The 13,678-nt window shown below is 71.6% G+C and carries 13 protein-coding genes; 9 read left to right on the forward strand and 4 right to left on the reverse strand.

Translation table 11 applies throughout. From position 1 onward, the window contains the following. Positions 1 to 137: 137 nt before the first annotated feature. Entirely contained in the window at positions 138 to 3,194 is a 3,057-nt protein-coding gene (locus tag ACN27D_RS12850) for a malectin domain-containing carbohydrate-binding protein (protein WP_421499173.1), read from the forward strand. A gap of 98 nt (positions 3,195 to 3,292) precedes the next feature. On the opposite strand, the gene ACN27D_RS12855 is transcribed toward ACN27D_RS12850, so the two are convergent. Beyond that, the gene (locus ACN27D_RS12855) at positions 3,293 to 3,685 is read right to left on the reverse strand and encodes a cyclic nucleotide-binding/CBS domain-containing protein (protein ID WP_013289279.1); all 393 of its coding nucleotides are present in this window, start codon (positions 3,683 to 3,685) and stop codon (positions 3,293 to 3,295) included. Between the two features lie 112 nt (positions 3,686 to 3,797). Between ACN27D_RS12855 and ACN27D_RS12860 the strand changes: the two genes are divergently transcribed. The 4 genes from ACN27D_RS12860 to ACN27D_RS12875 all read left to right on the forward strand — a co-directional run bounded on the left by ACN27D_RS12860 (position 3,798) and on the right by ACN27D_RS12875 (position 6,807). Then, positions 3,798 to 4,253 carry an NUDIX domain-containing protein gene (locus tag ACN27D_RS12860; RefSeq protein WP_357829493.1) on the forward strand — a complete coding sequence of 152 codons (456 nt, stop codon included), beginning with the start codon at positions 3,798 to 3,800 and terminating at the stop codon, positions 4,251 to 4,253. Between the two features lie 70 nt (positions 4,254 to 4,323). Continuing rightward, entirely contained in the window at positions 4,324 to 5,055 is a 732-nt protein-coding gene (locus ACN27D_RS12865; protein WP_421501139.1) for a sugar phosphate nucleotidyltransferase, read from the forward strand. Further along, the gene (locus tag ACN27D_RS12870) at positions 5,043 to 6,110 is read left to right on the forward strand and encodes an iron-containing alcohol dehydrogenase family protein (RefSeq protein WP_355508560.1); all 1,068 of its coding nucleotides are present in this window, start codon (positions 5,043 to 5,045) and stop codon (positions 6,108 to 6,110) included. The genes ACN27D_RS12865 and ACN27D_RS12870 overlap by 13 nt, the downstream gene beginning before the upstream one ends. Next, positions 6,085 to 6,807, forward strand: coding sequence for a CDP-alcohol phosphatidyltransferase family protein (locus tag ACN27D_RS12875; protein ID WP_421499174.1), 723 nt, complete (start codon positions 6,085 to 6,087; stop codon positions 6,805 to 6,807). The genes ACN27D_RS12870 and ACN27D_RS12875 overlap by 26 nt, the downstream gene beginning before the upstream one ends. Positions 6,808 to 6,818: 11 nt before the next feature. Here ACN27D_RS12875 and ACN27D_RS12880 read toward each other — a convergent pair whose 3' ends face one another. From ACN27D_RS12880 to ACN27D_RS12890, 3 genes are all read right to left on the reverse strand, one after another. Continuing rightward, positions 6,819 to 7,211, reverse strand: coding sequence for a type II toxin-antitoxin system VapC family toxin (locus ACN27D_RS12880; protein WP_396881870.1), 393 nt, complete (start codon positions 7,209 to 7,211; stop codon positions 6,819 to 6,821). Beyond that, on the reverse strand, positions 7,208 to 7,492 hold the full coding sequence (locus ACN27D_RS12885; RefSeq protein WP_421499175.1) for a type II toxin-antitoxin system Phd/YefM family antitoxin: 285 nt from the start codon (positions 7,490 to 7,492) through the stop codon (positions 7,208 to 7,210). The genes ACN27D_RS12880 and ACN27D_RS12885 overlap by 4 nt, the downstream gene beginning before the upstream one ends. A gap of 65 nt (positions 7,493 to 7,557) precedes the next feature. Further along, positions 7,558 to 8,808 carry a glycosyltransferase gene (locus ACN27D_RS12890; protein WP_421499176.1) on the reverse strand — a complete coding sequence of 417 codons (1,251 nt, stop codon included), beginning with the start codon at positions 8,806 to 8,808 and terminating at the stop codon, positions 7,558 to 7,560. Positions 8,809 to 8,944: 136 nt separating this feature from the next. Here ACN27D_RS12890 and ACN27D_RS12895 point away from each other — a divergent pair, with 136 nt between their 5' ends. The 4 genes from ACN27D_RS12895 to ACN27D_RS12910 all read left to right on the forward strand — a co-directional run bounded on the left by ACN27D_RS12895 (position 8,945) and on the right by ACN27D_RS12910 (position 13,659). Then, on the forward strand, positions 8,945 to 9,805 hold the full coding sequence (locus tag ACN27D_RS12895) for an Fpg/Nei family DNA glycosylase (RefSeq protein ID WP_047890506.1): 861 nt from the start codon (positions 8,945 to 8,947) through the stop codon (positions 9,803 to 9,805). Positions 9,806 to 10,129: 324 nt separating this feature from the next. Next, complete coding sequence (locus tag ACN27D_RS12900; protein WP_187690269.1) at positions 10,130 to 11,638, forward strand: sugar transferase; 1,509 nt, start codon at positions 10,130 to 10,132, stop codon at positions 11,636 to 11,638. 33 nt (positions 11,639 to 11,671) lie between these two features. Continuing rightward, positions 11,672 to 12,895, forward strand: coding sequence for a sensor histidine kinase (locus ACN27D_RS12905; RefSeq protein ID WP_120572590.1), 1,224 nt, complete (start codon positions 11,672 to 11,674; stop codon positions 12,893 to 12,895). Continuing rightward, positions 12,892 to 13,659, forward strand: coding sequence for a LytR/AlgR family response regulator transcription factor (locus ACN27D_RS12910; protein WP_013289288.1), 768 nt, complete (start codon positions 12,892 to 12,894; stop codon positions 13,657 to 13,659). Before ACN27D_RS12905 ends, ACN27D_RS12910 begins: the two co-directional genes overlap by 4 nt. Positions 13,660 to 13,678 lie beyond the last annotated feature (19 nt).

Raw genomic sequence — 13,678 nt, forward strand, 5'->3', positions numbered from 1 at the left:
GCGAGAAGGTATTGCTCTCACGTCTGCGGTCGGTCGAGTGACGCCCCGCCTCATGTCGGCACCGACCACGATCGCAGCGCCTCCGACGTTTCCCCCCGGAGTAGCCTGTGGCTTCCTCGATCCTGAGACACCGCTCGGTGTCCGCCTTCGGCGCTGCCGTGCTCGGCATCGCCACCTTGTTCACACCGGTGCCGGCGCTCGCCGCGCCGGCCACGGCACCCGCGCCCGACCACAGCACGATGGTCGGCGAGGTGCCCTCGGACAAGACGCCGAACATCAACGACGGCAACGTCGTGGCCATCCACGACGCCGGCAGCAAGGTGATCGTCGGCGGCTCGTTCACCAACGCGCAGAACCGGGGTTCCTCACCCACCCCGGTCGACCGCCGCGGACTGCTCGCCTTCGACAAGGCGACCGGCAAGATCGACAACGCGTTCGCGCCGGTGCTCGACGGTGACGTCACCGCGATCATCGCCGGCCCGACCCCGGGCACGGTCTACGTCGCCGGCAAGTTCAACAAGGTCGGCGACAAGAACTTCCGCAAGCTGGCGCTGCTGAACGTCGCGGACGGCACCCCCGTCGACGGGTTCAAGGGCCCGGCGTTCAACGGCACCGTGAACGACATCGCGCTCGTCGACGGCCACCTGCTGGTCGGCGGCATCTTCACCACTGTCACCGCGACGACCAACCGCAACGGGCTGGCCTCGCTGAACCCGACCACCGGCGCGGTGGACGACTACCTCACCGTGTCGCTCACCGAGCACCACAACTGGACCCCGACCAACAACGGGGCCTCGGCCGGTGTCGGCGTGGAGAAGTTCACCGTCTCGCCGGACGGCAAGCACCTCGTGGTGATCGGCAACTTCAAGAAGGCCGACGACGTGGTGCACGACCAGATCGTGCGGATCAACCTGGGCGCGAGCTCGGCCACGATCGCCGACTGGAACACCGACAGCTACTCCGCGGCCTGCAAGTACGCCGCGTTCGACTCGTGGGTGCGCGACATCCAGTTCTCGCCGGACAGCAAGTACTTCGTGGTGGTCACCACCGGCGCGTCGTACCCCGGCACGCTCTGCGACTCCGCGGCCCGCTGGGAGACCGACGCCACCGGCGACGGCCAGAAGCCGACCTGGACGAACTTCTCCGGCGGCGACACGTTCCTCTCCGTCGGCATCAGCGAGAAGGCCATCTACGTCGGCGGTCACTTCCGCTGGTCGAACAACCCGCTCGCCCGCGACAAGGCCGGACCGGGCGCGGTGCCGCGGGCCAGCATCGCGGCGCTCGACCCGGTGAGCGGCCTGCCGCTGTCCTGGAACCCGGGCCGCCACCCGCGCGGCTACGGCGTCACCGAGATGCTGGTGACCCCGGAGGGCCTCTGGATGGGCAGCGACCAGGAGTACATCGGCAACTTCGACTACCAGCGCAAGCGGCTCGCCTTCTTCCCGCTGGACGGCGGCAACGCCCCGCACTCGACCAGCACGAAGGGTCTGCCGGGCAACGTCTACCAGGCCGGCCGCGCGGCGCAGACCGAGGTGCTCTACCGGGTCAACGCCGGTGGTCCGGCCATCCCGGCCACCGACGGCGGGCCGGACTGGGCCGCCGACAGCGCCACCGAGCCCAGCCCGTACCACAACACGGGCAACCAGGTCACCAGCTACACCACGAACGCGACGTTCGACGCCACCGTGCCGGCGAGCACGCCGGCCACGCTGTTCAACACGGAGCGGTGGGACGAGGCGACCGCGCCGGACATGCAGTGGGACATCCCGGTCGCGGCCGGCACCCGGGTCGACGTCCGGATCTACATGGGCAACCGCTGGTCCGGCACGAGCAAGCCGGGCGCCCGCAAGTTCGACGTCAGCGTCGACGGTGTGCTCAAGCTGAACGACTTCGACCCGGTCGTCGCGGCCGGCGGGACCGACCGCGGCACCATGCAGTCCATCTCGGTGGTCAGCGACGGCGTGGTCGACATCGACTTCGGCCGGGTGCTCCAGAACCCGCTGCTGCACGGCATCGAGATCGTCAAGACCGCGCCCACGCCGGACGCCTCGGACGTGCTCTACCGGGTCAACGCGGGTGGCGACCAGCTGGCGGCGCCGAGCGGCCCGGCCTGGGCAGCGGACACCGCCGCCGCGCCGAGCACCTACCACAACGCCGGCAACCAGGTGACCAGCTACACCACGAACGCCTCGGTCGACGGCACGGTGCCGTCGGGCACGCCGGTCGAGCTGTTCAACGCGGAGCGGTGGGACGAGTCGCCCGCGCCGGACATGCAGTGGGACTTCCCGGTCCCGGCCGGCACGCCGGTGCAGGTGCGTCTCTACCTGGCGAACCGCTGGGCCGGCACCGCCACCGCCGGCAAGCGCAAGTTCAACGTGACCATCGACGGCGTGGTCAAGCTGAGCAACTTCGACCCGATCGCCGCGATCGGCGCCACCAACCGGGGCACCATGCGCGCGTTCCCGATCACCAGTGACGGCAACATCGACATCGACTTCGGTCGCGTCCTGGAGAACCCGCTGGTGCAGGGCATCGAGATCGTCAAGCTGCCCCCGGTGCCGCCGGCCACCACCGTCGACAGCATCACCAAGCGCACGTATGACGGTGCGACCTCGGTCGGCAACGCGATGTCGGTGTCGAACGGCGACAACACCGGCTGGTCGAAGATCAAGGGCGCGTTCTGGGTCGGTGGTGACCTGTTCTACGGCGTCGGCGGCGACCTCTACAAGCGGTCGTTCGACGGCAGCGAGTTCGGCACCGCCAAGAAGCTCGACCCGTACCACGACGCCAAGTGGGACACGGTCGTCACCGGCTCCGCGCCGGAGGGCTCCACGTACGCCGGCATGACCGGCAACTTCGCCGCGGAGCTGCCGAACGTGACCGCGATGTTCTACAAGAGCGGCCGGATCTACTACTCGCTGGCCGGTCAGAGCACGCTGTTCTGGCGCGGGTTCGCGCCGGACACCGGCATCGTCGGCGCCGAGCGCAACACGGTCACCGGCACCACCGCCTTCGCCGACGCGGGCGGCCTGTTCCTGGACGGCGACAAGCTCTACGTCGTCTCCCGGAGCACCGGCAACCTGTCCTCGATGGCGTGGTCGGACGGCGTGCCGACCGGCTCCGCCACGGTGCGCAGCGGTCCGGGCGTCGACGACGTGGACTGGCGCGGCACCTCGGTCTTCGTCGGCCCCTGACGGGCGGGCACGACCGAAACGGAACGCATGACGACGATGGCCCGGCCGATATCGGCCGGGCCATCGCCCTTTCCCGGCGCCGGTCGCGCCGGGGCCGGTCAGGTACGGGTCGGCGCGTGCTCTCCCGCCCAGACCCGCATCAGGTCCCGTACCGAGATCACTCCCGCCACCTCCCGGCCGTCGAGCACGACCAGGTGACGGAACCCGCCGCGGGCCATCGCCGCGGCCGCCTCCTCGACCGTCCAGTCCGGGCCGGCGTAGACGACGTCCCAGGTCAGGTGTGCTCCGGTGCGCTCGACATCCGGGTCGAGCCCGGCTCCGATCGCCTTCAGCACATCGCGTTCGGTCATGATCCCGACCCCCTCGGAGTCCGGGTCGATCACGACCGCCGACCCGACACCGCGGGCCGACATCATCCGGGCCGCCTGCCGGAGCGTGTGCTCCGGCCCGACCACGAGTACCTCGCTGGACATCGCTTCCCGTACCTGCATCACACATCACCCCTGTGGGACGGCGACTGAGTACGGACATGGTGGGCCATCGATGCGTACCGGGACAAGAACGGGCATCGCCGGAGACGGCCCGGATGGCTACTGTCGGAGGGTGCCCACCGAGCCCCTCCGCTGCGCCGGCGCGCTGATCGTCGACGACGACGGCCGCATCTTCATCCAACGCCGATCCCCCGAGCGACGCCTCTTCCCGAACTGCTGGGACATCGTCGGCGGCCACCTCGAACCGGGCGAGGAGATCGACGACGCGCTGCGCCGGGAGGTCACCGAGGAGACCGGCTGGGCCGTGTCGCACGTGCTCGGCCTGGTCGGCGAATACCGGTACACCGCCGACGACGGGCTGACCCGGGTGGAGACCGACTTCCTGATCCGGGTGGACGGCGACCTGAGCCGGCCCCGGCTCGAAGCCGGCAAGCACACCGAGTTCCGCTGGCTGGCCGAACGTGACATCGCGCTGCTCGACGAGCACCGGGACGTCAACGACGGGCTGATCCGGCGGATCGCTGAGGACGGCTTCGCCGCGCTGCGCTCGATCGGGCTGACGGGCTGAACCACTGCGGCTCGGTGCCCGGCGATATCCTCGCCGGGTGGAATCGGGTCGAGAAGAGGAGCGTGTCGGCATGATCGGGATGGTGCTCGCCGCGGGAGCGGGGCGCCGGCTGCGGCCGTACACCGACACCCTGCCCAAGGCCCTGGTGCCGGTCGACGGGGAGACCACCATCCTCGACATCGCGCTGCGCAACCTCGCCGAGGTGGGGCTGAACGAGGTCGTGATCGTGGTCGGCTACGCGGCCGACGCGGTACGGCAGCGCCAGGCGGCCCTGGAGGAGAAGTACGGCGTCACGCTCACCCTTGTCCACAACGACAAGGCCGAGGAGTGGAACAACGCGTACTCGCTCTGGCTGGCGCGTGAGCACTTCTCCCGGGGCGTGCTGCTCGTCAACGGCGACACCGTGCACCCGGTGAGCGTGGAGAAGACGCTGCTGGCCGAGCGTGGCCCCGGCATCCTGCTCGCCGTCGACACGCTCAAGCCGCTGGCCGAGGAGGAGATGAAGACCACCTTCGACGCCGCCGGCCAGCTCACCCGGATCACCAAGCTGATGGACCCGGGCGAGGCGTACGGCGAGTACATCGGCGCGACGCTGATCGAGCCGCAGGTGGCCGACGCGCTGGCCGCCGCGCTGGAGACGACCTGGCGGCGGGACCCGAACCTCTACTACGAGGACGGCTACCAGGAGTTCGCCGAGCGCGGTGGCGAGGTGCGGGCGGCCCCGATCGGTGACGTCTCCTGGGTCGAGGTCGACAACCACGCCGATCTGGCCCGGGCGCGGGAGATCGCGTGCCGCTACTAGCCCGCAGCGTCCTCACCCCGCTGCACATTGACGTGCGGCGGGGCGCGGTGGCCGACCTGGCGGCGATCCTCTCCGACGGGCGGATCTCCGCCGGTGGCGACGTCGCCGTGGTGGTCGGGCCGGGGCAGGGCGAGCGGATCGCCGAACTGATCCGGCCGTCGCTGCGCTCGGCCGACGTCTTCACGGTTGCCGGCGGCACGCTCGACGCCGCCGACGACCTGGGGGCGAAGCTGCGCACCCGGTCGTACGACGCGGTGGTCGGCATCGGCGGCGGCAAGACCATCGACGTGGCCAAGTACGCGGCGACCCGCCGTGGCCTGCCGATGGTGACGGTGGCGACCGCGCTGGCGAACGACGGCATCGCCTCCCCGGTCGCCAGCCTGATCACCGAGGGCCTGAAGGGCTCCTACGGCGTGCACATCCCGATCGCGGTGATCGTGGACCTGGACTTCGTGGAGGCCGGGCCGGAGCGGCACAACCGGGCCGGCATCGGCGACGTGATCAGCAACATCAGCGCGCTGGCGGACTGGGAACTGGCCCGGCGGGTACGCGGTGAGCCGGTCGACGGGCTGGCCGCCTCACTGGCCCGGGCCGGCGCGGAGGCGGTGCTGAACCACCCGGGCGACATGAGCGACGACGCGTTCGTGACCGTCCTGGCCGAGGCGTTGATCTCCAGTGGGTTGGCCATGGCCGTCTGCGGAACCAGCCGCCCCTCCAGCGGCGGCTGCCACGAGATCATGCACGCGATCGACGCGCTGTTCCCCGGCACCGCCTCGCACGGCGAACTGGCCGGGCTCGGCGCGCTGTTCTGCACGTACCTGCGCGGCGACGAGCGCCGGTTCGCCGAGATGACGGCCTGCCTGACCCGGCACGGGCTGCCCCGCCTGCCCGCCGAGGTCGAGCTGACCGACGACCAGTTCGTGGAGGCGGTGCAGTTCGCACCGGCCACCCGGCCGGACCGCTACACCATCCTCGAACACCTCGCGATGTCGGCTACCGAGACGCGGGAGCGGCTGGCAGACTACGCCGGTGCCCTCCGCGACCACATTGGCTGAGCCCCGTCCCACCGTCGCCGACTTCCACCGGGTCAACCGGGGAGGTGGCCTGTTCAGCGAGTCGATCAGCCAGTGGATCGGGGCGGCCTTCGCGCTTGCCGCCCAGCGCCTGGGGCTGCGCCCGACCGCGCTGACGCTGACCAACCTGGTGCTGGGGCTGGCCGCCTCGGTCACAGTGGTGGCGCTCGCCGACGACGTGGCCGCCGGCACCGTCCCGGCCTGGGTGGTCGGGCTGGTCGCCCTGGTCGCCTGGCAGATCGCGTACGCGCTGGACTGCGCCGACGGGCAGCTCGCCCGGGTGACCGGTCAGGGCAGCGCGGCCGGCGCCCGGATCGACGTGCTCTGCGACGTGGCCGCCCAGATCGCGCTGGTGGCCGCCATCGGCGCGACAGCCGTGGCGCAGCGCCCGTCCACGCCGGTCTGGCTGGTGGCGGTGTTCGCGGGCACCTGGATGGTCAACCTGGTGACCTCGGTGATGCAGTCCGGGCCGAACGCGGCGAGCATGGTCACCTCGACCTCGCTCCCGGTACGCCTGGTCAAGCTGGTCCGCGACTACGGCGCGGTGATCTTCGTGGCCGGCCTGGTGCTGGCGTTCGCGCCCACGCTGGCGTTCTGGCTGATGGTCGCGTTCACTGTGGTCAACGGCGGCTTCCTGCTGGCGAGCATCGCGTTCTCCGCCCGCGCCTCTCTGCGCTGAGTGCAGGAGACCTAGTCGGTGCCGGGAGCCGCGACCGGTAAGCCCACCGAGACGGCGATGTCCGACATCCGCTTGTCGTATGTGACGAGCGTGTCGAGCGCATCTCCGAGGGCCTGGGCACTCGCCACGTGTAGCGCGTCCAGCGTCCGGATGCCGGCGGGCAGGGCAGCCGCCGAATCACGGACCTCCTCGGTCACCAGGATCTCGGTGAAGTTCCGTACCAGCATCTGCATGGCGTCCGGGTAGTCGCCGATCCGGTCGAGGGTGCGTACCGTCTCGACGAATCCGACTGAGCTGGTTCCCATCGGCATGCCCGCCCGGCTCGCCAGGAATTCCTGAAGTTCCGTGACGTAGGTACGGCCGGCGATCAGAGTGATCAGCGCGGACGAGTCCAGGTAGATCACCGCTCGTCGTCCTCGCGGTCGGCCAACAGCAGCTCAAGGGGCGACACGTCGGGCGGCACGTCGTAGCGAGGCAGCCGGTCGATGTCGCTCGTGGTGGTCGCCTTGAGGCGGATCACCCCTCTCGCCACCAGGGTCGCGTACCTGCCCAGCGTCCCCGAACCCGGCAGCAGCACGGCGATCACGCTGCCGTGCCGCGTGACCTCGATCGTCTCGCCCTGTTCCACGCGGGCGAACATCGCGCTGGGGTTGTAGGAGAACTCGCGCACGGACACGGTGCTCACCACGCACCTCCCTTGTGCCGACAACAGCCCGATTGTACTTACAAGTAGGCCTCACCGACCGACACTCAGGTGAGCGAGGCGTAGATGTCGATCAGGCGCATGGTGATCACGTCGGGGTGGAAGGTGCGCTCGTAGCGGGACCGGGCCGCTCCGGCCAGCGCGGTCGCCTCGGCGGCGGCCAGCGGCAGTGCCGCCGCCAGCGCGTCGGCCTCCGGCGCCACCACCCAGCCGGCCTCGCCGCGCCGCACGCCGGAGGGCAACGCGACCCGCCCGTCGCCCGGCGACGCGGTGGCCACCTCGGCCGGGCCGGTGCCGGCGGGCTCACGCGGGCCGTCCGCGCCCACCAGGTACGGGATGCCGCCGAGTGCGGTCCCGAGCACCGGCCGCCCGGCCGCCAGCGCCTCAATGATCACCGTGGGCAGCACGTCGTGCCAGGTGGAGGTGGCCAGCACCACGGAGCTGTCGGCCAGCGCCGCGCGTACCCCGGGGCGGTCGAGCTGGCCCAGGTAGAGCACGTCGGGGCGTTCCGCGGCGGCCGCCTCGGCGAGCGGACGCAGCTCGCCGTCACCGGCGATTCGCAGCCGGCCGAGCGCGCCCACCGGGTGCCGCCGCCACGCCGAGAGCAGCAGGTCCAGGCCCTTCTCGGGGCTGAGCCGGCCCATGAAGAGGAAGCCGTTCCCGGCCGGCGCCGGGGTGCCCGGGTCGGGTACCGCGTTCGGCTTGACCACGATCCGCTCGTCCGGGATGCCGTAGTCGCGCAGATGATCAGCCACAGCCGTGGTGAGCGCGATGTACCGGTCCACCGACTTCCAGGTGGGGCGGTGCACGGCGAGCGTGGTCGCCATCAGCGCGCTCTGCGCCCGGGAGTTGCGGTAGCAGCGGTGCACGATCGCCGGTACGCCCAGCGTCCGCCCCCGGCAGTCCTGGCAGATCACGCCGTCGCGGAAGTAGAGGCCCGAGGAGCAGACCTGCCGGTAGTTGTGCACGGTCTGCACCACCGGCACACCGCGCTTGTGCGCGGTCCGCACCACCCAGGGCGAGAGCAGGGGGTACGGGTTGTGCAGGTGCAACACGTCCGGCCGGTGCTCGGTGAGCAGGCGGTCGAGGTCGTGCTGGGCCTTCGGGGCCCAGATCGGCGAGATCGGCAGCAGCGCCTTGGCCGGTTTGGACATCGCCGGGATCTCGTCCGAGCTGCGCAGGAACGGCAGCACCTCCACGCCGGCGGCGGTGAGCTGGGCGATCTCCGCGTCGACGATCGTGTTCTCGCCGGAGGGCTGGGCTTCCCGGTACCGGTTGTGCGCCACCACGATTCTCACAGAGCTCGCCTTTCGTTCGCGACTGTGCCGATCTCTGCTCGCGGCTGCGGGGCTCGCAAGCTCACTCCTCGCGCTCGCGCATGGGACTCGCAAGCTCATTCCTCGCGCTCACGGGAAAGAAGGCTACCGTTGTACCGTGCCCGAACTTCCGGAGGTGGAAGCGCTCGCCGGTTACCTGCGCGAGCGTGCGGTGGGCCGCCGCGTCGAGCGGTTCGAGGTCGCCGCGATCAGCGCGCTGAAGACGTACGATCCGCCGCCGAGCGCGGTCGCCGGCCGTGCGGTCACCGGCGCCGGCCGGTACGGCAAGTTCCTGGACGTACGGTTCGACGAGGGACTGCACCTGGTGGTCCACCTGGCCCGGGCGGGCTGGCTGCACTACCGGGAGGCGTTCCCGTCGGCGACCCCGCTGCGGCCCGGCAAGGGCCCGATCGCGGTGCGGGTACGCCTCGACGACGGTTCCGGCTTCGACCTGACCGAGGCCGGCACCCAGAAGAAGCTGGCCGCCTACCTGGTCACCGACCCGGCGCAGGTGCCGGGCGTGGCGAAGCTCGGGCCGGACGCGCTGGAGGCGGACCTGCCCACATTCGCCGAGCGGCTGCGCAGCCGCCGGGGTCAGGTGAAGGGTGTGCTGACCGACCAGGCGGTGCTCGCCGGGGTGGGGAACGCGTACTCGGACGAGATCCTGCACGCGGCGCGGCTCTCGCCGTTCGCGATCACCGACCGGCTCACCGACGACCAGCTCGCCGGTCTGCACGCGGCGACACGCACGGTCCTCGGCGACGCGGTACGCCGGTCGATGGGGCAGCGGGCCGCGGAGCTGAAGGGCGAGAAGCGTTCGGGCCTGAAGGTGCACGCCCGCAAGGGACTGCCGTGTCCGGTCTGTGGCGACACCGTGCGGGAGGTCTCGTTCGCCGATTCGAGCCTCCAGTACTGCCCCACCTGTCAGACCGGCGGGAAGCCGCTGGCTGACCGAAGGTTGTCCCGCCTCGTACGGTGAGTAATGGCATTCGCCGGTTACCGAGCGGAATCGACCCGCGATCACCGAAGGTCCGGTCCGCCCCTCTACCCGAGCCGTCATCCATCGGTATAGTGGCTCGGTCCCCGGCTTCACAACTGATTCGGAGCCGGCCAGATCTCACCGAGCACCAGCGGAACGGCTTCCTCGCGGGGGCCGGTCCGGGCCGGGCCCGCGTGGGAGACTGGGACGGTGAGCGACCCGGGCCCTCACGCCGAGTGAGGACGCGGGTCATGCGGGAGGACATGGGTTGAGGTGACGACAAGCCTCCAGCGCCCGGTAACCGACAGAGGCCGGAGCAAGAGCGTGCGGCACGTCGACAGCTTTGAGATCCAGCCGCCGACTCCGCCGTCGCACAACGGCGTACCCCGGTCGGCGTGGGCCCGCGCCCGGCGCCGGGTGTCCCGGTGGCACCGGCCCTACATCGGGTTCCTGCTGCTGCTCGACTTCGGCGCGGCCGCCCTGGCCAGCTTCCTGGCCGTGCAGATCTTCGAGCAGGCCGACTCCGGCTTCCGCAACTCGCCGCAAGCCTGGTTCTACACCGTGGCGTTCGTGCTCCTGCCGCTCGGCTGGCTGCTCTTCCTCTGGGGCAACCGGGCCTACGACCGGCGCTACCTGGGTCTCGGCCCGGACGAGTTCAAGCGGGTGATCCGGGCCGGCGTCGCGGTCGCGGCGGCGGTCTCGTTCATCGCCTTCGCCACGAAGACCTACTCCCTGTCCCGATGGACGGTCGGCTTCGCGCTGCTCGGCGCGATGTTGCTGATCGTGCTCGGCCGCATGATCGCCCGGGCCTGCCTGCACGCGCTGCGCCGCCGCGCCGGCCACGCCGGGCACCGGATGGTGCTCGTCGGCACGCTTCCGGAGTGCCTGGAGGTCTACACCACTGTCACCCGGAACCCGTCCGTCGGCCTGGTGCCGGTGGCCATCCATCTCACCGACGGATACGCCGCCGCGCGCGGCCTGGAGACCCCGGTGCCGGTGTACGCGGGCCGCGACGTCCTGGCCCTGGTACGTGAGGTCGGCGGCGACACGATCGCGGTCTGCGGCTCGGCCAGCGCCGAGCCGGGCGAGCTGCGCCGGCTGGCCTGGCAGCTGGAGGGCTCCGGCGTCGACCTGGTGGTCGCGCCCCAGCTCACCGACATCGCCGGTCCCCGGGTGCACATCCGCCCGATCGAGGGCCTGCCGCTGCTGCACGTCGAGGAGCCGACCCTGTCCGGGCCGGCGCTGCTGGCCAAGAACCTGATGGACCGGGTCGCCGCCGGGCTGGGCCTGCTGCTGCTGGTCCCGCTCTTCCTCGCCATCGCCGTCGCGATCCGGATCTCCGACCCCGGGCCGGTCTTCTTCCGCCAGCCCCGCGTGGGCCACGAGGGGCGGACGTTCCGGGTCTGGAAGTTCCGGACCATGTACGTGGACGCCGAGGAGCGGCTGGCCGGCCTGGTCGACCGGAACGAGACCGACGGCATGCTGTTCAAGATGAAGCAGGACCCCCGCGTCTTCCCGGTGGGCCGCTTCCTGCGTGCCACGTCGCTGGACGAGCTGCCCCAGCTGATCAACGTGCTCTGGGGCGAGATGTCGCTCGTCGGCCCGCGCCCGCTGCCCGCCGACGACGGCGACTTCCTCGGCGACGTGCGGCGCCGGCTGCTGGTCCGGCCGGGCATGACCGGTCTGTGGCAGGTTTCCGGCCGCTCCGACCTGTCCTGGGACGAGGCGGTCCGGCTCGACCTCTACTACGTCGACAACTGGTCGCTGGCGTACGACCTGAGCATCCTGTGGCGGACCGTGGGCGTGGTGCTTGCTCGCAAGGGCGCGTACTAGCGCTACCGGGCCGGCACCCGGCAGGATCGCTGCGTGGGTGGCAACCTCTCCGCCGTCTTCGCCGTCGTCTCGCTGATCACCGCGTTGGCCGCGGCGCTCTGGGCGGTGCTGCGGCTGCGCGGCCGGCGGGGCATCGCCACCGCCACGCAGCGGGCCACGTACGAGGTGCTGCACACGGCAGGGCTCGCCGCCGAGCCGCTGCGCGCCGGCCTGACCGCGGCGGACGCGGCGAAGGCCGTACGCCATCTGCGGGCCCTCGTGGGCGCGGCCGGGCTGGCGCTGACCGACCGGGACGCGTTGCTCGCGGTCGACGGGCAGGGCGCGCACCACGGCGACCAGCTGGTCGCGGCGGCCCGGCGGGCGGCCGACAGCGGGCGCTCGACAGTGCTGGGCGAGTCGGAGCTGCACTGCGACCTGGTCGACTGCCCGGTACGCGGCGCGGTGGTGGCACCGCTGCGCGCGGACGGGCGGGTGGTCGGGGCGTTGGTGGCGGTGGCCGACGAGCGCCCGGCCCCGGGTCTGGTGCAGGCGACGCTGGAGACCGCGCACTGGGCGGGTGACCAGCTCGCGCTGGCCGAGCTGGAGTCGTCGCGGGAGCGGCTTGCGCGGGCCGAGGTGCGCGCGCTGCGCGCCCAGATCAGCCCGCACTTCATCTACAACGCGCTCACCGCGATCGGCTCGTTCGTGCGCACCGACCCGGAGCGGGCGCGGGAGCTGATCCTGGAGTTCGCCGAGTTCACCCGCTACTCGTTCCGGGCGCACGGCGAGTTCACCACGCTCGCCGAGGAGCTGCGCTCGATCGACCGCTACCTGACCATCGAGCGGGCGCGTTTCGGCGAGCGGCTCCAGGTGCGCCTCCAGATCGCGCCGGAGGTGCTGCCGGTGACGCTGCCGTTCCTCTGCCTCCAGCCGCTGGTGGAGAACGCGGTCCGCCACGGGTTGTCCCGCAAGCCGGGCACCGGCATGGTGAGCATCGAGGCCCGGGACGCGGGCGCGGAGTGTCACATCACGGTGGAGGACGACGGGGTGGGGATGGATCCGACGACGCTGACCGCCGGCATCGCGGAGGTGTCGGGTGCGGCCGGCGACCCGGCCGACGACCCGGGGCAGCACGTCGGCCTCTCGAACGTCGACGAACGGCTCCGGTCGGTCTTCGGCGACGGGTTCGGCCTGGTCGTGGAGACCGGCCTGGGTTCGGGTACGAAGGTCAGCATGCGTGTACCGAAGTTCCACCCCGGCGTCCGGGCGTCGTCATGACCGTCACCGGCACCGGATTCCTCCGGGTGCTGGCGGTGGACGACGAGCCGCCCGCGCTCGACGAGCTGGCGTACCACCTGCGCGCCGATCCCCGGGTGGCCCGGCTGCACACGGCCGGGGACGCGACCGAGGCGCTGCGGGTGCTGCGCGACGACGACGTGGACGTGGTGTTCCTCGACATCCGGATGCCGGGGCTGGACGGCATGGAGCTGGCCCGGGTGCTGCGCCGGTTCGCCCGGCCGCCGGCGATCGTGTTCGTCACCGCGTACGACGACGGCGCGGTGGACGCGTTCGACCTGGGCGCCACCGACTACGTGCGCAAGCCGGTACGCGCCGAGCGGCTGGCCGAGTCGCTGCGCCGGGTGATCGGCTCCCGGGTGGTGCCGTCGCATCCGGCCGCGCTGGCCCGGGCGGAGGAGGATCCGACCATCCCGATCGAGCTGGCCGGTACCACCCGGATGCTGCCCCGCTCGGCGGTGCGGTGGGTGGAGGCACAGGGCGACTACGCGCGGCTGCACACGGCGGAGGGGTCGCACCTGGTCCGGGTCTCGCTGGCGACGCTGGCCGAGCGCTGGGCGGACGCCGGGTTCGTCCGGATCCACCGCTCCTATCTGGTGCAGCTACGGCTCATCGCCGAGCTGCGGCTGGTCAACTCCGGCTACGTGGTGGTGATCGACGGATCCGAGCTGCCGGTGAGCCGGCGGCACACCCGGGAGCTGAAGGACAAGCTGGTCCGCGCCGCGAAACAGGACTGGAGTCGCTGAGGGGCGGGGTCACCGTCGA

The sequence above is a fragment of the Micromonospora sp. WMMD1274 genome (genome assembly GCF_049179035.1).
GTDB classification, from domain to species: domain Bacteria; phylum Actinomycetota; class Actinomycetes; order Mycobacteriales; family Micromonosporaceae; genus Micromonospora; species Micromonospora tulbaghiae.